Below are 19,912 nucleotides of genomic sequence, written 5' to 3' on the forward strand. Positions count from 1 at the left end.
TTTTCCCCGTTACGGCTTTTGGATAAGCTACTCCGTTATTTACCATCAGGGTGATTCACCCTGCACTGTATGATTCCAGCTGGGGACAACGATGATCATCAAGCCAAGGATCCGCGGGTTTATTTGCACCACCACTCACCCGGTGGGCTGTGAAGCCAATGTTAAAGAGCAAATTGCATACACTCAATCCCTCGGCCCGGTAGACAATGGCCCTAAAAAAGTGCTGGTGATTGGTGCTTCCAGTGGTTATGGGCTGGCTTCTCGCATCACGGCAGGCTTTGGTTCTGGCGCTGCCACCATCGGTGTGTTTTTTGAAAAACCGGCCTCTGAAACCAAACCTGGCACCGCCGGCTGGCACAATTCCGCAGCTTTTGAAAAACTGGCTCATGAAGCCGGTCTTTACGCAAAAAGCTTGAACGGTGATGCGTTCAGCCATGCTGCCAAGCAGAAAACCATTGAGCTGATCAAGCAGGACCTGGGCCAGGTGGACATGGTGGTTTATTCTCTGGCATCGCCAGTGCGTAAAATGCCGGACACCGGAGAAGTCATTCGCTCAGTGTTAAAACCCATGGGTAAACCTTATACGGCGACCGCCGTGGACACCAACAAAGACACACTATTCGAAGCCACGGTAGAACCCGCAACGGAAGAGGAAGTCGAGGCAACCGTTACCGTTATGGGTGGTCAGGATTGGGAATTGTGGATGAAAGCCCTGTCTGAAGCCGGTGTTCTGGCGAAAGGCTGCAAAAGTGTTGCTTACAGTTATATCGGTACAGAGCTAACCTGGCCAATCTATTGGGAAGGCGCGCTGGGTGTGGCTAAGAAAGACATGGATCGTGCAGCTCATGTTATCGACGACAATATGAAAGCCATCGACGGTTCTGCGAATATCGCGGTTCTGAAAAGTGTCGTGACCCAGGCCAGCTCAGCGATTCCGGTAATGCCGCTCTATATCTCCATGGTCTTTAAGAAAATGCGTGAAGAAGGGGTGCATGAGGGTTGTATCGAGCAGATCAACCGGATGTTCCGTGATCGTCTATACCGTACTGATGGACAAACACCGGAGTTGGACGACAGCGACCGTTTACGATTGGATGACTGGGAGCTACGGGACGATATCCAGCAACATTGTCAGGAAGTATGGTCGCAATTGACCAATGAAAACCTCAGGGAGTTAACGGATTATACCCTTTATAAAGAAGAGTTCCTGAAGCTGTTTGGTTTTGGTGTAGACGGGGTTGATTATGAAACGGATGTCAATCTACAGGATGATTTTGAGGTTACTACTATATAAACTTCTCCTTATAGGCTGTTGAAGTTCTACATTAATTTACAAAGATGCTTCAAGACTGAGCGAATGATCAAATAACTCAGTCTTGAAGTGATGATCAGGAAAAAACGCCTATACCCTACTGATGGACAAGCTCCAGATTTGGACAACAGCAACCACTTACGATTGGATGATGGGACGATATCCGGCAACATTGTCGGGAAGTATGATCGCAATTGACTAATGAAAACCTCAGGGAGCGTTCTCAGTGGACCGTTTATGTGACCGTTGAGAACCTCTATATCGTTGGTTTAAATGACTGCGAAGTTGCCCCATCAAGAAAGATAGGATCTGACCTTTTCTGTGATGTGTCTCTTGCACACAGGACAATTGCTTGCCCTTTCCCCGCAGGGCACGCAGGCATTTAAATGACCACAGGGTACAAATACTACGCAGCTTTCCTCTCTGTTACATATCTTGCATTTTTTTTGAGCTTCCAGTCTGGCAATCTCGGCTTCCGGTGTCTGTTCTTGGGGTTGAGATGTTCCAGACATTTGCTCAACGTGTGGTTCGGAGGTGGTTGCCTGTTCTTCGTTGTTTGAGGCCAGACTCTCATACTCATTCTGTGTTTCCACCAGCGCGTCTACAAGATCAACGACTGAGGAGAATGGAAAGAAGTCCTGACTATTATTACCTCCATCCAGTTTTCTCTTAATGACCATAACGATGTGTGACTCTTCAAAGCCCATATCTTTTGCGGCATTGGCACATTCATTGGAGTCCATCCAGCCACGTATTTTGCTCTCTTGATTTTGTCGTTCCCTTTGAGGGTCAATGATTGGGAAGGAAGGTGTCTCGCGCCCATTGTTTAAAGTATTCAGTCTCTGAATCCCCGACACAACCTGCCTCCGCCCTGGTGCTTGTTGTCTCAGAGGTTCTCTTAAGAGGCCATCGGGGTCAGGGCGCTCCAGGTCAGGGAACTGACAGGTGACTTCATGAACATAAAGAGGGCCTTTTTTTCTCAGTAAGTGCTCGCAACGGGGATACCATTTGGCATGTTCGAACCATGGGTCATCGTCACGTTCCCAATTATTCAGGCCTCCATTACAGTAATAGCATTTTGTCCGATCTTCATTATTTAGATAAAACATGCCCGAAGCGGCAATGTCTATAGGTTCTGCGTTTGTTAGTCCACGCCATATACAGCGCCCCTGTACGTCGTAAAAAGTTGCTATTCGATCGGCAAGATCAGCATATTCAGGCTTAAAAGGGTTAAGGCAAGGGTATTGCTCGGCGAGCAAACGTTCAAGATTAACGCTTGCAGAGTTTGCATCTGGATGTCGATGTGCTTGATTCTCTGGGTAATGATTTTGAGTAGGCTCCTGAGTAGTCCTCTGAGCGTGTTGGTGTGTATTACTGGTGCTTGTTGCGGATAATTGGCCGTTACCTTGTTGGTTCGACGTAGATGGACGTGTGCTTCTGTCTTGAAAAAAATCTTCCAGCTCATCAAAGGGGCTTCTGTTTGTTGCTTCAGGATGGCGAACTGAAGGAAGCAGACCTGAAGCTTCCTGAGTGGAGTGCGCAGCAGGAAAGCTGCCTGAAAATGCAGGTTGAGCTCCAGATAAAGGGATATTCTTGTTTTCGCTACCATTAGCAAGTGCACAGTTGGCTTTATGCCAGTGCCTGTCGCTTACCGAATACCCATCAGGCAAGTCAGCGATAATGGATTGACAGCTAAAGCACTGCAACCGGTTATTACCAATATGGAAAAAACCGAATTCTGCTAGGGGAAAAAGGGAGTCCTCAGCTGTCTCATAAGTGGCAATGCGGGCAACATGCCTGCACATCTTGTCGGTTTCGTTAGAGCCTGATGACTCGTTGGGGGCATCAGACTGAATAGTTCCTCTGCCAGGCACGTGTGTGACATCATAGTTAAACATCCTGCCTTCCTGTCGGCGGATGATAGCAGCCCTAAAGCTTTGATCAAATGGGTTGTGATTGATATTCCCAGGGCTTAGGGGGGTGGTTGCTACTTCCATCGTTAAACCTCATTTTTTCTAACGAGTGAAGCTATTAATAAGGGTTTAAGCCAGCTTCCCCGTAATATTTATGAATTAAGGGTTAGATGGCTTAAGTGGTACTAGGTTCACTGAAATGTCTGATTTTTATATCAGAGTAGTTATTAATGAATGGGGGTATTAATTAAGCATTGAGCTCACGGCGCTTTTGTCAGATATGTCTGTTGCAGAATGTACATCCGTAGAACATCGCAGTATTGGCCGTTCGTGAAATACTCCTGAATATGTCTTCCTTCTTCAATAAAGCCTGTTTCACGATAAAGGTGAATTGCTTTCTCATTTTCTACTGCAACCACAAGGTACACTTTATTAAGGTTCAGTATGGTGAACGCATAATCCAGTGCGGATTTGATCAGGGCTCTGGCATGGCCTTTTCCCTAGTGCCCCGGCGCGATAATAATCTGAAATTCTGCTTTTCGATGGATATAGTCAATCTCAATCAGTTCCACCAGCCCAACGGATTCCGGTGTGGTGCTGTGTTGCGGGGTGTATTCCGCAACAAAGCGACGCTCGGTATTATCGTGAATGTGTTTGCCGTAAAGATCGTCCAGCTCATCGAACGACTCATAAGGCTCTTCAAACCAGTAGGACATGATGCTGCGATTGTTGTTCAGCGAGTGAATAAAGCGCAGGTCTTTCTTCTCTAGAGCTCGTAAACGGATACTGCTTTTCATCCGAAAATCTCAATGATTTTGTGACCAATGAATATAAATAGCCACTTGTTGAGTAAACCGGGGAGGTATTTTTCGGGATTCTAAGTGATTACCGATGCTGGTGACTATCAAAAATATGACCTTTGACGTGATTGCACTATTTAACTGGTAAATGAACTGATGAGTGAACTGATTTTTCAGGGAGATCTGTCCTATAACTCGCCTTCAGTGTAACGGTAACGGCGTTCACTGCCGACAGGCTCGCTGGTGATACCTTTACCACTGAGTGGTTGTGATTTCACGGCGGTTGGCGCATCACGCCAAAACGAATCTGTAAGGGATATCTGAAAACGTTCAAAGTTCTGGCTGGGCGATGTGAAGCGAACATGGAGCTGGGGTGTGCCGCTGTCGGGTACCTCGGCAATCCAACTGGCGACAGTCACTTCCCGAATAATGCTGTCATAATAACCGTTTTGTGCGCTGTTCACCCAGCGATAATAATCGCCGACTGCGGTCAGTTCCGACGTATTGGCCTGCATCATGGCTTTAATGGTGTCAAAGCGATCCGCAGAGTCTGGGTAGTACACTTGATTCAGTGACCTCATTGAATCCAGGACGTAGTGGTTGGTGTGATATAACCGGTTGTTATTTTCGCGGGCGCTCATTATCTGGTACTGCTTTTTATTCGGCCCAACCTCCACCAGAATGGCTTCGGTTTTGTCACCGATGATCAGGAAATTGGCCATACCATTTCCGAATAGTTTTTCTTCATCGTTGAGAACTTCAGCGACGGATTGGTAATTTTCCAGTAGCTCATACAAAACCGCAGACTGATCTTTATCGTTAAACTGGTTAGCGTTGTTAATGGATGCGGATTCGTTTTGAACCACAGACAGGCCGTGTTCATTTATACCTGCTGCCAGATACGGGTAGGGCGAATGGTTTGAATGGTTATAGAAAAGACCAAGATAGGCACTTTTTCCTGCTTCTCTTTTGATGGTGAGCTGTTCATAGGCTGCCAGGGAATCGCGATTTTTAGCCATAATCAGTCCGCCATCTTTATTGGCTGTGCCAACCGAGGCAAAGGTGGTACATGCCTCACTGATGAGAGGGGGTGTGGCAGCCAGAACCAGTAATAAACATGAAAGCGGCTTGCGTAGAGAGGGGGCAGGCATGGGGTTCTCCTAGTATGATTAGTTTTTAGAAGCTGTTCACAATCTTTCTCCTCGCTTTCGCTATTCGCAAAAGATCATGAACAGCTTCTTATAAAAAGTATCAGTAATCTGTTGTTTGTCTAATCACAGAATGACCGTTTTTGACTAATGCCTTGGCTATGCCAGACAGGAAAACGGTGTCGTTTTTTGTGATCATAAACGCTATGATGCGTTAATAAGTGGATGTTGTTGTTTATTGATGGGCATCCCATACCAGACTGGAAGGCAGTAGGTCAGTGGTAAGTCTGACAGCCTCCTATACCACTGGATGAACATTGACGTTACCCAGTTTTTCCATACTAGAAAAAGAACAAACAAGTGAGTCTTGATATGTCCTCTAACCCGGTAAACGAGAATATTGTCATTGTATCTGCAGTCCGGACACCGATGGGTGGCTTTCAGGGTGATTTGTCGTCAGTGCCTGTGGTTGAACTTGGCACCGTAGCGATTAAGGCGGCTCTTGAGCGAGCAGGTATTGCGTCTGATCAAGTATCAGAAGTCATCATGGGTTGTGTTTTACCGGCTGGCACCGGCCAGGGGCCCGCACGACAATCTGCTGTGGGTGCGGGTATTCCGGTCTCTGTACCAACGACCACGGTCAATAAACTGTGTGGTTCTGGCATGAAAACCGTCATGCTGGGTGCAAGCCAGCTAAAGACCTGTGAGGCAGATGTTGTGGTTGCTGGTGGCATGGAAAGCATGAGTAATGCGCCGTATATGTTGGATAAAGCCCGTTCGGGTATGCGCATTGGCCATGGTCAGGTAAAAGATCATATGTTTACCGACGGCCTTGAAGATGCTTATACCGGTAAAGCCATGGGTGTTTTTGCTCAGCAGACAGCAGATCGTTTTGATTTAACCCGTGAGGCAATGGACGACTATGCACTGGCATCTCTGGATCGTGCTAAGAAGGCCATTGAAACCGGGGCATTTAAAGATGAGATTGTGCCTGTTGAGACCCGTAAGGGATTGGTAGCGATTGATGAGCAGCCGGGTAAAGCACGCCCTGAAAAAATCCGTCAATTGCGTCCGGCATTTGCTAAAGATGGCTCTGTGACCGCAGCGAACTCCAGTTCTATTTCTGATGGTGCAGCGGCACTGGTGTTGATGCGTGAAAGTGATGCAGTCGCGAAAGGGCTTCAGCCAGTGGCAAGGATTGTTGGTTATCAAAGCCATGCCCAAAAGCCGGAAGAATTTACCATTGCTCCTGTTGACTGCACCCGTAAGCTGCTGGAGAAAATTGACTGGCAGGCCAGCGATGTGGATTTATTCGAAGTCAACGAAGCCTTTGCTGTCGTCGCTATGATGGCGATGCGTGAATTGGGGCTTGATCACAACAAGGTCAATATCCATGGTGGTGCTTGTGCCCTGGGTCACCCTTTAGGTGCCAGTGGTGCACGGATTTTGGTGACGTTGTTAAATGCCCTTAAGAAAACCGGTGGCAAAAAAGGCGTTGCTTCGTTGTGTATTGGCGGTGGTGAGGCCACAGCGGTTGCCATTGAAATGATCTGATGTTGAATACAGGTTGGTCGGTAATTTGGTAAGAATTGCCGGTCAATAGACAGTACAATAAAAAGAATAAGAGTACACAACCATGGACTTCAACCTGTCTGAAGAGCAGATTGCTTTTCGTGATCTGGCTCAGCAGTTCGCCAGTGCTGAACTGGCACCTAACGCTGCACAATGGGATCTTGAGTCCCACTTTCCTGTTGATGTGATCCAGGCTGCGGGCGAGCTTGGCTTCTGTTCCCTCTATACCAACACGGCCATGGGCGGTCTTGGTTTATCCCGTTTGGATTCCCACATTATTTTTGAACAGATGGCCATGGGTTGTACGGCAACTACCGCCTATATCACCATTCATAATATGGTTACCTGGATGATCGGTGAATTTGCCACCCAATCAGTGAAAGCCGATTGGGGTGAAGGGCTGGTCAGCGGAGAAAAACTCGCTTCATACTGCCTGACGGAACCCGGCTCAGGCAGTGATGCCGCCTCACTGAAAACCAGCGCTGTTCGTGAGGGTGATGAGTATGTGCTTAACGGCTCGAAGATGTTCATCTCGGGTGCTGGCAGTACTGACTTGCTGTTGGTAATGGCCAGAACCGGTGAGACGGGGCCAAAAGGCATCTCTGCATTTGCGGTGCCGGCCAATCTGAACGGTATTGAATACGGCAAGAAGGAAGAGAAAATGGGCTGGAATGCCCAGCCAACCCGTTTAATTGCTTTCGACAATGTCCGTATACCCGCGGATCATCTTCTCGGTGAAGAAGGGCAAGGGTTTTCTTTTGCCATGAAAGGCTTGGATGGCGGCAGGATTAATATTGCCACCTGCTCCCTGGGCACTGCGCAGCAGGCATTAAATACTGCGCGTTCTTATATGAAAGAACGGCAACAGTTTGGACGTGAGCTGGCAGCGTTTCAGGCTTTACAGTTCAAACTGGCCGATATGAACACCGAGCTGGTGGCTGCCCGTCAAATGGTACGACTGGCGGCGTTTAAGTTGGATAACAAAGATCCTGAAGCGTCTGCCTATTGTGCCATGGCAAAGCGTTTTGCGACGGATGTGGGCTTTAACGTCTGTAATGAAGCCCTGCAGATTCATGGTGGCTATGGCTATATCAAAGAATATCCGCTGGAGCGTTATGTGAGAGACACTCGTGTTCATCAGATCCTCGAAGGCACCAATGAAATTATGCGTTTGATTGTCGCCCGTCGTTTGTTGGATCAGGGAATATCGGAAACCGGAATGGAGTTGCAATAATGCCTGTCACGTTATCAATGAAAGCATCATCGGTCTTGAAATTGAGTGTTGAAGGGAAGACTGCAGTCTTAACACTGGACAACCCACCTGCGAACACCTGGACGCCAGAAAGTCTGATTGAGCTGGAGGGCATGGTTCACGAACTTAATGAGAAACCGGATGTGGTGGCTTTGGTGATCACTTCCGCTTCCGACAAATTTTTCAGTGCCGGTGCAGATTTGAAGCGTTTTGATAACCTCACGCCAGATCAGGCAAGGCCTTTTGCCGAAGCCTTTGGCAGAGCCTTTGAGGCGTTAACGCACTTCAACGGACTCACCATTGCGGCCATCAATGGTTACGCCATGGGCGGTGGTCTTGAAGTGGCACTGGCCTGTGATCTTCGCGTGGCTGAAGCGGGAGCCGTTATGGCATTACCAGAAGCCGGTGTCGGTTTATTGCCCTGTGCGGGCGGTACTCAAAATCTTACCTTGTTAGTAGGCGAAGCGTGGGCCAAGCGGATGATTCTCTGTGGCGAAAAAATCGATGCAGAAAAAGCGCTGGCTATTGGCTTGGTGGAAGAGGTGACGGAAAAAGGCAAAGGCCTTGACCAGGCCAAATCCCTGGCCGAGAAAGCCGGAAGGCAAAGTCCGGATGCGCTCAAAGCATGTAAGAAGCTGATTCAAATGGGGCGCTCTGGTTTTTCTGCGGATGTTTTACCGATTGAGCGGGAACTCTTTCTGGAATTGTTCAAGGGTAAAAACCAGCAGGAAGGCGTAAGTGCTTTTCTGGAAAAACGGAAACCAGAGTGGTTTTACGATTAATCAGTTAGACGATTAAACCGTAGGAACTGTCCCGAAATAAGATCCATATTTACAGAGGCCTTGCAGCATCGTTGAGACTGCTATCCGAAGTCCGTGATCCGTGATCCGCAAAAGCGCAGGTAGTTCCAGCTTTTCGGACAACGGAAAGCGGATAACGGACAACGCTAATTGAAATGTGGAAGTTATTTCAGGGCAAATCCTTAGGCGACGATTAAAGGATAATAATAATGACAAAGATAGCTTTCATCGGTCTTGGTAATATGGGCGGTCCCATGGCGCGTAACCTGGTCACAGCCGGTTATGATGTTTGTGGGTTTGATTTGATGCCCGACGCGTTGAGTCAGTTCGAGCAGGCCGGCGGTCGTACTGCAGATTCGGTAACCGATGCAGTGAAGGGCTCCGATGTGGTGGTTAGCATGCTGCCCGCCGGAAAACATGTGAAGTCACTGTATCTTGGTGAAGAGGGTGTGTTTAGTCGACTCTCAGAGCACTGTCCAAAGCATTGCCTGGTCATTGATTGCAGCACCATCGAAGCCGATGTTGCCAGAGAAGTAGGAGCAGATGCCACTGCCCGTGGCATTCCATTTATTGATGCGCCGGTATCCGGCGGCACAGCGGGTGCAGCTGCTGGAACATTGACGTTTATGGTGGGCGGTTCTCAGGTTGCTGTAGATCAGGCAAAACCGTTTTTGGCAGTGATGGGGCAGAATATTTTCCATGCAGGTGAAGCAGGCGCAGGGCAGGTGGCAAAAATCTGTAACAACATGCTGCTGGCTATTTTGATGGCCGGTACCTCAGAAGCATTAACACTGGGTATCAATAATGGGCTTGATCCGGCCGTGTTGTCAGAAATCATGAGTAAGAGTTCTGGTGGTAATTGGGTGCTGGACAAATACAACCCAGTGCCCGGAGTGATGCCTCAAACACCGGCCAGCAATGGCTATCAGGGTGGCTTTATGGTGGGGTTGATGGCGAAAGACCTCGGGCTTGCACTGAATTCTGCGAAAGCCAGTGGCACCGCGACTCCTCTGGGCTCTCTGGCAGATAACCTTTATCGAATGCATAGTGCTCGCTCTGGAACCACGTTGGACTTTTCCAGTATTATCAAGTTGTACGACGCTTAACTTCTTTCATCAGACGCTCACTGTTGTCTATAAAGTAGCGGCTAAAATACTTTATGGACAACGTTCGTACTTCCCGCAATTGTCAGCCGGCAGTAAATTGTTTTGAATGCACGTTGAATTGATTTGAAGCAAGATGCTTGCCGGTTCTGGATCAGTTTTTCGAAAAAATGTTGATTCAACTCAATGTTTGGATAAGTTCTGACCTTCTTTTGATCAAGTTTGTTATGAAACTGTTCTGTTTTTGTAAGTCTGATTATACAATGCCCGCAAAATCTAATTCACAGAACCATTCTCCACTTGAAGGTAGGTAGTCCTCATGGAAATCCTGATGAGTTTCGTAGGCATAGCCGGCTTGCTGGCCATTGCCTTTGCGCTTTCCGATAATCGGAAAGCCATAAATATTCGAACGGTGGGTGGCGCGTTTGCCATTCAGGTCTGTCTGGGCGCCCTCGTTCTTTATGTGCCGCTGGGTCAGGAAATCCTGGGTAATGTTTCCAATGTTGTCAGTAATGTCATCAGCTACGCCAATAATGGTATTGGCTTCCTGTTTGGTGATCTGGGCAACTTTAAATTGGGCTTTATTTTTGCCATCAACGTACTCCCGATCATCATCTTCTTCTCTTCTCTGGTGGCGGTTCTTTACTACCTGGGTATTATGCAGAAAGTCGTTTTGATTCTCGGTGGTGCGCTGCAGAAATTACTGGGCACCAGTCGTACAGAGTCCTTGTCGGCGACGGCTAACATCTTCGTTGGTCAAACTGAAGCTCCTCTGGTAGTTCGTCCTTACATTGGTCGTATGACGAATTCTGAGCTGTTTGCCATCATGGTGGGTGGTTTGGCTTCTGTGGCTGGTTCCGTATTGGCGGGGTATGCCGGTCTGGGTGTTGAACTGAAATACCTGATTGCTGCCAGCTTCATGGCGGCGCCAGGTGGCCTGTTAATGGCTAAGATGATCAAGCCAGAAACCGAAACACCAGACGACTCCGAACTCTCTGATGAAGAAGGCGCTGATGAAAAGCCTGCCAACGTCATTGATGCGGCGGCTTCTGGTGCGTCTTCCGGCATGAAGCTGGCGGCTAACGTCGGTGCCATGCTGTTGGCCTTTATCGCATTGATCGCCATGATCAACGGTATTATTGGTTGGGGTGGTGGTTTCTTTGGTTACCCTGATCTGAGCTTGGAAATCATTCTGGGCTATGTGTTCAGCCCATTGGCTTTCCTGATTGGTGTCCCGTTTAATGAGATCGTCACTGCCGGTAGCTTCATCGGTCAGAAAGTCGTGGTGAACGAATTCGTGGCTTACCTGGACTTTGTTAAGTATCTGAACCCTGAAGCAGCGGCTGCCGCGGGTGTTGAAATGCTGTCTCAGCGTACACAGGTGATCATCACCTTCGCGCTGTGTGGTTTTGCTAACATTTCTTCTATCGCGATTTTGCTGGGTGGTCTGGGCGTGATGGCACCAAAGAGACGTCAGGATATTGCCCGTATGGGTATCAAGGCGGTGTGTGCTGGTACGCTGTCTAACCTGATGAGTGCGACCATTGCAGGCCTTATGTTGGCTCTGTAATGTGATTTTATAGGTCATACCTCCTCGGTATGACCTATAACTAAGACTGTTTCAATTGTGTTGGAGCCGTTTTATGTATTCCGTCTTTCTTGCCGCGTTTACCGGCTTTGCTGTTGGTGTTCTCTTCAGCTTTCTCCGCCTTCCTATTCCTGCGCCTCCGACTCTTGCTGGTGTTATGGGGATTGTCGGTGTGTACCTGGGATTTCTCTGTCATCGCGAGTTGATCGCGCTTTTTTCTGGTTGAGGCTTTAATCTCAGGGAGGGCACCTCACGGAAGAGGTTTATGCTCCGTCCTTTCCACTGGTCAGTGAATATCCATTGTTTTGAAAGAACTCCTTTCTGTGGCCGACACATTTTATGTCTGCTGTTTGATACGGATTTCTTGAGAGTAAGTGATGGATCTGACAACAAGGATATTGTGTTCACGGAAGGATAAAAAATTATCCCAGCAGGCGCTGGCAGATATGATTGGTGTATCCAGAAGTGCTTTAGCTCAGTGGGAAACCGCCATGAGCAGCCCGAGCCTGGAGAATCTGAGGAAAATGTCAGAGGTTCTGAATGTCTCTTTTGAATGGTTGGCGACGGGGAGGGGAAATCAGTACCTGATCCATCCGGGCGATGGCGTGAATGATTCTGATGTGGATGATGAGATTATTAATCAGCTGCATCGAATGACGTTGATGAAGAAAAGAGCCATTCTGAATGTGATGCGAGCAATGGGGTAATTTTTTAGGTACATACCAAGAAGTTTGAAGCTCTTTTGAATTTAACAAAGCGCCCCTGAGGCGCTTTTTTTATGTGTTCATTTATTTCAGAACGACCTACTTGATCAGATCCCGAAATTTATTACCGGGTTTGAACTGAGGTAGCTTGCAGGCGGGAATATGAATTTCCTGGCCTGTTTGCGGGTTTCGGCCTTTTCGAGCCGCCCGGTCGGTTACTGAGAAGGTGCCAAACCCAATAAGCTGCACAACCCCTCCCCGGGCCAGGGACTCCTGGGTCTGATGGACGAAAGCGTTAACCACCAGTTCCGCTTTGCTGCGGGAAAGGTTGGCTTGTTCGGCGACTTGTTCTACCAATTCTTTCTTGTTCATATCCAGTCTCAGGAAATTACCAGTTATGTGGAAAGAAATACCAGAAACCTGTTCTAGCGCGTGCCAGTCATGTTCAGCGAAAGGTGAGGAATACGCAGGAAAATCATAGGCAGACGCTATCAACAGGTTCCGGTAGTGATTGACTCAGGGCTAAACCTGAGTGGCGATAAGAGTCAGTGTCGAAACTGATACTCTTAAAAGAGGAAATAACAACTATTGATGTTTTGGTGGCCGGCGTTTAGAGCTTAGCCATTCACGATCAAAAGTCACTTAGACAATATAGAAGCTTTTCAGAAAGAGGGCAGGAATTTGATGCTGCCTGTCAGTTATAGTCAGACAGCATGGAAGGCTAGGAGCTGTCCCGAAATATGGTCCACATTTATTGAGGTCTTGAAGCGTCGTTGAGACCGCTATCCGAAGCCCGTAATCCGTGACCCGCAAAAGCGAGGATGCTTCCAGCTTTTTCGGACATCGGATAACGGACAACGATAATTGAAATGTGAAAGTTATTTCAGGATAAATCCTAAGTATTAATGATCCAGTTCACGCTCTAGCGGGATCATATGATGTTTGGGTTGCAGGATCAGGATGTCGGTCTTCACATCGGCGATCAGCTGTTCGGCCGTATTGCCGATGGCGATGGCGCTGATGCCTTTGCGGGCATGGGTACCCAGAATCAGCAGCTTGGCATCAATCTCCTCAATGAGCTCAGGCACCATGCTTTCCGTCGGCCCGGGGCGAACATGAAGGTTTTTCTCCTCAAGACCATACTCATCCGCGTATTCCTTGCTCTGGCGCATATGATGATCTTTATCCACCTTACCGTCACCATGATCCTGAATGGCCATCATCACGGTTGGATGAGCAGACGCGAGGTGCAGTGTTGCAGAAAAGCCATTGGCGAAATCATTGGCGTATTGCAGAATCGCCTGATTCAGAATGCTGTGGTAGTAATCCCGAGGATCGGCATTGATGGATGCCACCATAGCGCCGTTCTGCCAGGTACCTTCGGTTTGAACCAGTAATACAGGCACCCGACTGCGACGGAGCAGGCTCCAGTCTTCCGCCGTACCACACGCTTTCTGAAGTGTGGTCATCAGCTTGGCGTCTTTCACTACCAAATGGCAGCGTTCCATCTGACGGATATGGATGATTGTATCGATCACAGAGCCGCTCCAGGTTTCATGGAGGTAGACTTCCAGACCTTCTTCCATCAGCGGTTTAGCCATGGCTTCCAGGCGCGTCATGGATTCGGCGCAGGCTTTAGGATTGGGCGCCAGAATGTGCATGGCGGCCTTGGCGATCCGGCAGATTTGAGCTGCTCTTGCCAGTGCCAGTTGCTGATCCTTTCGACTATCAACAACCACTAGAACTCGTTTGATTCCACGCATTGTTGTCTGTCTCCCTTACTGTGACTAATGGTTTATATTTCTATTTATATTGTTCAATGATGCATTAGGCAAACCGGTGTTTTAATGATCTGGGTCAATAAGTTTATCGGAATTTATGATCATTAAATAAACAAATAAAGATTTCATTAAAAAAGTGAGAAATGTAATGAGAAAGTTTGTTTTTTCTTGTTTGAAAAACATTGATCCAAATCAATAAATATCAGCTGTTGAATTAATACACTGCCCCTGCAAACTAATTACACGACGCTGACAAATAAGGATAAAAAATGAAATTAAACAACCTGTCACTCGCTATCATCAGTGCATCTGTTTTGTTGTCCGGTGCGGTGCAGGCTTACGATGCAGGGGATTACATTGTTCGTGGTGGCCTTGCCACTGTTAGCCCGAATGTTGATAGCGGAAATCTCTATGCCAATGGTGCTGAGCAATCCAACAGTACTGTTGATTTAAACAGCAATACTCAGGTTGGACTGACTCTGACTTATATGATTCAGGATAACATTGGTGTTGAGTTGTTGGCGGCCACGCCGTTTTCCCACAAGCTAAAAGGAAAAGGTGGAATTGCAGGCCTGGGTGAGTTTGCGAAAACCAAACATCTGCCACCAACGCTGAGTGTGCAGTATTACCCAATGAGTAAAGAATCGAGTTTCCAGCCTTATGTGGGTGCGGGTTTGAATTACACTGTCTTTTTTGATGAAGAATTTATCAAAGGAAATGAGGGTAGCTTCAAAAGTCTGGAGCTGGATGATTCGCTGGGTTTAACCGCTCAAGCTGGTTTTGATTATCAAATTGATGAAAGCTGGAGTTTGAATGCGGCGGTCTGGTACATGGATATTGATACAACCGGTACATTCAAGAGTATTGATGGCAGCACAAACTATAAGATTGACGTAGAAATCGACCCGTGGGTGTATATGGCGGGTGTCGCTTATAAGTTCTAACGAACGAGCACTGTTCAGTAAAATCGAAACCGCAGTTGGTGACTCTGACTGTGGTTTTTCTGTTAGGAAATGTGCCTGATGATAGGTGGGCATGCTTGATCTGATGATGTATAAGAAAAAGAAAACGCTGGATGATATGTCCTGACCGTTGCTACTCCTAAAGCTCCTTGTGATAACATACCGGCTCCAAACAGCGAGCCAGTTATGACCGATATATCGCCTATTCTAGAATTCCTTCCCTGCCGTACTCCGGATGCCTGGATTGAAGAGGCCCGAAAGCCGGAAAATCTACCGGTGATTCTGATTGATCACGCCAATAATGAATTAAAAGCGGCCCAGAGCGCTATAGCGATAATGAGTCGTTATCGTTCAGGGCAATCCTGGTCTGCCAAAAGAGAAGAAGCGCTTGATCAGGCTCAACGAGTAAACCAGCTGGATCTTCTGAATAAAATGTCCCGTCTTGCCCGTGAAGAGCTTCGGCATTATGAGCAGGTGCTGGCGATAATGGCGAAAAGGGATATTCCTTATACCTACCTGGGAGCAGGGCGTTATGCTGGTGAGATGAGTCAGCAGATACGAACCTTTGAGCCGGCAAAACTGATCGATACGCTGATTATGGGCGCTTTTATCGAAGCCCGCTCCTGCGAACGTTTCTCTGCTCTGGCGCCTTACCTTGATGAAGAACTGGCGAAATTCTATCGTTCGTTATTGAAATCCGAGAGCCGCCATTTTCAGGATTATCTTGCCCTTGCCGAGTCTATTTGTGGAGAGTCAATTGTTGATCGAGTTCAGGTATTTGCAGCAAAAGAGCAAGGTGCTATTGAATCACAGGATGCCACGTTTCGTTTTCACAGTGGTGTCCCCGCTGATTGATGAGGATATGCCTCTTCAGTTTGCGTTAATAAAGGGGTGTGATTATGCCGGAAGGGATACCGGAAAGACGCCTGTCGCCGGGTTTTACTAAAGAGACTGCAATAAATGATGATGATCACCAGGAAGCGCCTCAGAAAAAGTTGTTTAATCCGGACAAGAATGATCATCTGCAAAAACCGATAGAGCAATATGTAATTACTGATTTTTCTTCGGTTTCTAGTTTGATGAAGCGGCTGACAAGAATCAGTGGTTATTCTATCCAAAAGTTTGATCACCGCTGCGAAAAGACATTGAAGCAGGTATTTGAAAGTGCCTTTAGCGATGATGTGTTACTGCCTTCTGTTGAAAGCTTGCAGAAAGAAGTGGCAGACAGCTTTGAATCTGATGAACTGGCTAAAAGTGCTAGAAATAAAGATAAGAAGCGAGATCATGGCCTTGCTCTTGAGGGGTGCTTTTCCAGTGATGTAGTGCAAACTGTCGTTTATTATCTGTACATCCTGTTATATCTGCATGCCCGAGGCAAAGAGGTCAACCGCTATTTTGACAGGTCAAGCCTGCCTCTGTTTCTTGCTTCAAACTGGCACTGGGTAAGTAATCCAAACAGCAATAATCGGCGGGCATTTTTTTATCAAAGTGATGCTTTTCAGACCTGTTTTGGCAAGCTGGTTGAAAAGAGAGAGAATATGAGCTCAACACTTGTTGAGCTTGAATTGAATATTGACTCCCATCACCGATCATTCAAGGGAGGGGGTAGTGAAAAAAGCGCTGATTTTCTGATGCTGGGGCTGCTTTGGGGGATCGATCTGATGGCCTCCAATGGCTCAAGTGAACGGATGAATGAGCACTTGAAGAGTTACTTGCCTGAGTCAGTCATCAAGCGCTTTGATGATGTTTATTCAAAGGTTGATCGGAAACGCATTCAGTGACAGCCCATGCTCGCTGAGTTCGATTTCCCAGCCTTTGTCCGTCCAGTCCCCGAGAACATAACGTGTCCCGGTTCCACTGTTCAGTGAGTGCTGATGAATGTCGGGCCGATGGGTGTGGCCATGGATCAACGTGTTGACCTGATACTTCTCCATCACTTTTCTCACGGCAGGCTCGGATACATCCATAATGCTCAGCACTTTGCCTTTTTTTGCCAGTTTGCTTTTATGACGAATCTTCTGACCCAGCGATTTGCGCCAGTTCAGGGATGTCATCCTCAGCAGAGCCAGCACCAACGGGTTTTGAATAATACGTCGATATCGCTGATATTGTCGGTCTTCAGTGCACAGCAGGTCACCATGCATTAACAGGATTCTGTGGTCATTAACGGTGATTAAAGAAGGGTCTTTCAGCCATTGGGCGCCGGTGGCTTTTAAAAATCCTTTGCCAATACTGAAATCCCGATTTCCAGCCATCAGATAAACCGCCCGACCACTGTCTGTATAGACTTTTAACCGGCGGGCAATATCGTGCTGAAACTCGTCCATGGCATCATCGCCCACCCAGTACTCAAAGAAATCACCCAAAATATAGAGGGCGTCTGCCTCCATGGCTCTTTCTTCAAGGTACGTATAGAAAGCCCGGGCAACCGCCGGGCAATCTGGTGTGAGATGGAGGTCTGAAATAAACAGCGCCTTCATTCAGGCGTCCGCAGTTTCCAGTACTTCTGCAGATTCAATCACCACGTCTTCTACCGGCACATCCTGGTGACCAGCTTTCATGGTGGTTTTCACTTTCTTGATCTTTTCGACCACGTCCATGCCTTCAACCACTTTGCCGAATACGCAGTAACCCCAGCCGTCTGGGCTTTTAGAGGTGTGGTTCAGAAAGCTGTTGTCTTTAACGTTAATAAAGAACTGGGAAGACGCAGAGTGCGGGTCCATGGTTCTGGCCATAGCGACGGTGCCGGCTTCGTTCTTCAGACCGTTATCGGCTTCGTTCTCAATCGCCATTTTGGTGGATTTCTGCTTCATGCCGGCTTCGAATCCGCCGCCCTGAATCATGAAGCCATCGATTACCCGGTGAAAAATGGTCTCGTTGAAGTGACCGCTGTTTACGTATTCAAGGAAGTTGGCAACGGTTTTAGGCGCCTTTTCTGCGTCCAGTTCCAACTTAATGTCACCAAAATTCGTGTGTAGTACAACCATGGGGAACCACTCTCGTTAGTCAGGCCGCTTTTGCAGCGGTAAGCAACGGATTTTAGGTGTTTCTGCCGTCCGTGTAAAACACGTCGGGCATCGGATTGTTTTACAGAGATTGCGGATATGATAATCTCGCCCGATTATGGTGATGTTCTATCACCAATAACCCTCCAAAGACGCATCAGTGACAATGACTGCTACCGACAAAGCCAGAAACTTTCTGGAACAGATTATTGAAAAAGACCTGGCCGAAGGCCGGGTGCCTCGTATTCACACGCGCTTTCCGCCGGAGCCCAATGGATTTCTCCATGTTGGCCACGCGACATCCATCTGCCTGAACTTCGGTTTGGCAGAAAAGTACCAGGGTGAGTGCAATCTTCGTTTCGACGACACCAACCCGGAGAAAGAAGAACAGGTTTACGTCGATGCCATTCAGGAAGACGTGAAGTGGCTCGGTTTTCAATGGTCCGGCGACGTTCGTTATGCCTCCAGCTACTTTGATACCTTTTATGAGTGGGCGCTGCACCTGATTCGCGAAGGCAAAGCCTATGTGGATCATCAGGACGCAGAAAGCATGCGGCTCAACCGTGGTGACTTCAACAAGCCCGGTGTGGATAGCCCCCACCGCAGCAAGAGTGTGGAAGACAATCTGGCGGAGTTTGAAAAAATGCGCGCCGGGGAGTACGAAGAAGGCAAAGTGTCTCTCCGTGCCAAAATCGATATGCAAAGCCCGAACATGAACATGCGTGATCCGGTGTTATATCGAATTCGCAAAGTGCCTCATCACCAGGCCGGCGATAAATGGTGCATCTACCCAAGTTACGATTTTGCCCACGGTCAGGAAGATGCCATTGAAGGCATCACACACTCCATATGTACCCTGGAGTTTCAGGATCACCGTCCACTTTATGAATGGTTTATCGAAAACCTGCCGGTGCCGGCAAAACCGAAGCAGTACGAATTTGCCCGTACTAACCTGAACTACACCGTCACCTCCAAGCGTAAGCTGAAGAAGCTGGTGGATGAGAAGGTAGTGCACGGCTGGGACGACCCCCGCATGCCAACGGTTTCCGGTATGCGTCGTCGTGGTTATACGCCAGCGTCGATCCGTCGTTTCGCCGATATGGTGGGCGTGAGTCGTTCCGATGGTACTGCTGATGTTTCCATGCTGGAACACGCCATTCGTGACGACCTGAACACCAATGCGGCTCGTGCCATGGCAGTATTGTCGCCACTGAAGCTGGTGATTTCCAATTTGCCAGAAGGCGAAGTGCAGGAAATGATCGCAGCGGCGCATCCAAACCGTCCGGAGCTGGGTCAACGTACACTGCCGTTTACCCGTGAGATCTATATTGATCAGGAAGATTTTACCGAAGACACCACGCTCTCCCGTAAGAAGTTCAAGCGTCTGGTCATTGGTGAATACGTTCGTCTGCGAAGTGCCTATGTGATTAAGGCTGATGATGTCATTCGTGATGAAAACGGAGAGATCAAAGAAGTTCACGCGTCTTATGTGCCGGGCACTGTGGGTGAAGATCCGCCAGAAGGTATCCGTCCGCGCGGTGTGATTCACTGGGTGTCTGCCACCGAAGGTAAGCAGGCAGAGCTGAGAATCTACGATCGTCTATTTAACCATCCGTCTCCGGATCGTGGTGATGAGGACTTCCTGAATCACATCAATCCAGAATCTCTGACGGTGAAGCAGGCATGGGTAGAACCATCTCTGGTGAATGCAGAACCAGAGCAGGGCTTCCAGTTTGAGCGGGAAGGTTACTTTGTCGCCGATCGTTTTGATCACAAGCCAGAACACCCAGTGTTCAACCTGACCATTGGTCTGAAAGATACCTGGGCAAATAAAGCTTGATTTAAAGCTCCCAAGCACCTCGTTCCCACGGTCTGAGAGTGTCGCAAAACCCCTGGTTCCCATGCTCTGCGTGGGAGCCGGACACCCTGATGTTTGGGGTATGCATTCCCACGCGGAGCATGGGAACGAGGT

At 48.1% G+C, this 19,912-nt stretch carries 18 protein-coding genes and 1 pseudogene; 12 read left to right on the plus strand and 7 right to left on the minus strand.

The genetic code is table 11. The annotated features are described in order from the left end of the window. Window positions 1-91: 91 nt before the first annotated feature. Window positions 92-1,294, plus strand: a complete 1,203-nt coding sequence (gene fabV, locus Q1B11_RS16000; protein ID WP_299734322.1) for an enoyl-ACP reductase FabV — start codon at window positions 92-94, stop codon at window positions 1,292-1,294. A gap of 311 nt (window positions 1,295-1,605) precedes the next feature. On the opposite strand, the gene Q1B11_RS16005 is transcribed toward fabV, so the two are convergent. From Q1B11_RS16005 to Q1B11_RS16015, 3 genes and pseudogenes are all read right to left on the minus strand, one after another. After that, window positions 1,606-3,210: an RING-HC finger protein gene (locus tag Q1B11_RS16005; protein WP_299734323.1), complete on the minus strand. Its 1,605-nt coding sequence runs from the start codon at window positions 3,208-3,210 to the stop codon at window positions 1,606-1,608. Window positions 3,211-3,485: 275 nt separating this feature from the next. Further along, a pseudogene (gene speG, locus Q1B11_RS16010) lies at window positions 3,486-4,022 on the minus strand (spermidine N1-acetyltransferase). 191 nt (window positions 4,023-4,213) lie between these two features. Beyond that, window positions 4,214-5,176 carry a carcinine hydrolase/isopenicillin-N N-acyltransferase family protein gene (locus tag Q1B11_RS16015; protein ID WP_299734324.1) on the minus strand — a complete coding sequence of 321 codons (963 nt, stop codon included), beginning with the start codon at window positions 5,174-5,176 and terminating at the stop codon, window positions 4,214-4,216. 369 nt (window positions 5,177-5,545) lie between these two features. Here Q1B11_RS16015 and Q1B11_RS16020 point away from each other — a divergent pair, with 369 nt between their 5' ends. From Q1B11_RS16020 to Q1B11_RS16050, 7 genes are all read left to right on the plus strand, one after another. Then, window positions 5,546-6,727: an acetyl-CoA C-acyltransferase gene (locus Q1B11_RS16020; RefSeq protein WP_299734325.1), complete on the plus strand. Its 1,182-nt coding sequence runs from the start codon at window positions 5,546-5,548 to the stop codon at window positions 6,725-6,727. A gap of 82 nt (window positions 6,728-6,809) precedes the next feature. Then, window positions 6,810-7,979, plus strand: coding sequence for an acyl-CoA dehydrogenase family protein (locus Q1B11_RS16025; RefSeq protein WP_299734326.1), 1,170 nt, complete (start codon window positions 6,810-6,812; stop codon window positions 7,977-7,979). Beyond that, the gene (locus Q1B11_RS16030; protein WP_299734327.1) at window positions 7,979-8,779 is read left to right on the plus strand and encodes an enoyl-CoA hydratase; all 801 of its coding nucleotides are present in this window, start codon (window positions 7,979-7,981) and stop codon (window positions 8,777-8,779) included. Before Q1B11_RS16025 ends, Q1B11_RS16030 begins: the two co-directional genes overlap by 1 nt. A gap of 227 nt (window positions 8,780-9,006) precedes the next feature. Then, window positions 9,007-9,903 carry a 3-hydroxyisobutyrate dehydrogenase gene (gene mmsB, locus Q1B11_RS16035; RefSeq protein ID WP_299734328.1) on the plus strand — a complete coding sequence of 299 codons (897 nt, stop codon included), beginning with the start codon at window positions 9,007-9,009 and terminating at the stop codon, window positions 9,901-9,903. Window positions 9,904-10,219: 316 nt separating this feature from the next. After that, window positions 10,220-11,470: a NupC/NupG family nucleoside CNT transporter gene (locus Q1B11_RS16040; protein WP_299734329.1), complete on the plus strand. Its 1,251-nt coding sequence runs from the start codon at window positions 10,220-10,222 to the stop codon at window positions 11,468-11,470. Between the two features lie 73 nt (window positions 11,471-11,543). After that, window positions 11,544-11,714 carry a DUF1427 family protein gene (locus Q1B11_RS16045; RefSeq protein ID WP_095210617.1) on the plus strand — a complete coding sequence of 57 codons (171 nt, stop codon included), beginning with the start codon at window positions 11,544-11,546 and terminating at the stop codon, window positions 11,712-11,714. Between the two features lie 151 nt (window positions 11,715-11,865). Beyond that, complete coding sequence (locus Q1B11_RS16050) at window positions 11,866-12,195, plus strand: helix-turn-helix domain-containing protein (protein ID WP_095210618.1); 330 nt, start codon at window positions 11,866-11,868, stop codon at window positions 12,193-12,195. A gap of 96 nt (window positions 12,196-12,291) precedes the next feature. On the opposite strand, the gene Q1B11_RS16055 is transcribed toward Q1B11_RS16050, so the two are convergent. Both Q1B11_RS16055 and Q1B11_RS16060 read right to left on the minus strand, forming a co-directional pair. Beyond that, window positions 12,292-12,564 (minus strand): HU family DNA-binding protein, encoded by a 273-nt coding sequence (locus Q1B11_RS16055; RefSeq protein ID WP_067522001.1) that lies wholly within the window; start codon window positions 12,562-12,564, stop codon window positions 12,292-12,294. A 530-nt stretch (window positions 12,565-13,094) separates the two neighbouring features. After that, window positions 13,095-13,955 (minus strand): universal stress protein, encoded by an 861-nt coding sequence (locus tag Q1B11_RS16060; protein ID WP_299734330.1) that lies wholly within the window; start codon window positions 13,953-13,955, stop codon window positions 13,095-13,097. Window positions 13,956-14,242: 287 nt separating this feature from the next. Here Q1B11_RS16060 and Q1B11_RS16065 point away from each other — a divergent pair, with 287 nt between their 5' ends. The 3 genes from Q1B11_RS16065 (at window position 14,243) to Q1B11_RS16075 (ending at window position 16,716) form a co-directional block, all read left to right on the plus strand. After that, window positions 14,243-14,917: an OmpW family outer membrane protein gene (locus Q1B11_RS16065; RefSeq protein ID WP_299734331.1), complete on the plus strand. Its 675-nt coding sequence runs from the start codon at window positions 14,243-14,245 to the stop codon at window positions 14,915-14,917. 204 nt (window positions 14,918-15,121) lie between these two features. After that, window positions 15,122-15,790, plus strand: a complete 669-nt coding sequence (miaE, locus tag Q1B11_RS16070) for a tRNA isopentenyl-2-thiomethyl-A-37 hydroxylase MiaE (protein ID WP_299734332.1) — start codon at window positions 15,122-15,124, stop codon at window positions 15,788-15,790. Window positions 15,791-15,834: 44 nt separating this feature from the next. Beyond that, window positions 15,835-16,716, plus strand: coding sequence for a hypothetical protein (locus Q1B11_RS16075; RefSeq protein ID WP_299734333.1), 882 nt, complete (start codon window positions 15,835-15,837; stop codon window positions 16,714-16,716). Here Q1B11_RS16075 and Q1B11_RS16080 read toward each other — a convergent pair. Continuing rightward, complete coding sequence (locus tag Q1B11_RS16080) at window positions 16,687-17,415, minus strand: UDP-2,3-diacylglucosamine diphosphatase (RefSeq protein ID WP_299734334.1); 729 nt, start codon at window positions 17,413-17,415, stop codon at window positions 16,687-16,689. The two genes, Q1B11_RS16075 and Q1B11_RS16080, sit on opposite strands and share 30 nt — an antisense overlap. Then, window positions 17,416-17,922, minus strand: coding sequence for a peptidylprolyl isomerase (locus Q1B11_RS16085; RefSeq protein WP_067522018.1), 507 nt, complete (start codon window positions 17,920-17,922; stop codon window positions 17,416-17,418). 184 nt (window positions 17,923-18,106) lie between these two features. Between Q1B11_RS16085 and Q1B11_RS16090 the strand changes: the two genes are divergently transcribed. Further along, window positions 18,107-19,780 carry a glutamine--tRNA ligase/YqeY domain fusion protein gene (locus Q1B11_RS16090; protein ID WP_299734350.1) on the plus strand — a complete coding sequence of 558 codons (1,674 nt, stop codon included), beginning with the start codon at window positions 18,107-18,109 and terminating at the stop codon, window positions 19,778-19,780. Window positions 19,781-19,912: the final 132 nt, after the last annotated feature.

The sequence above is a fragment of the uncultured Endozoicomonas sp. genome, from assembly GCF_947495845.1.
In the GTDB taxonomy this organism is placed as follows: domain Bacteria; phylum Pseudomonadota; class Gammaproteobacteria; order Pseudomonadales; family Endozoicomonadaceae; genus Endozoicomonas.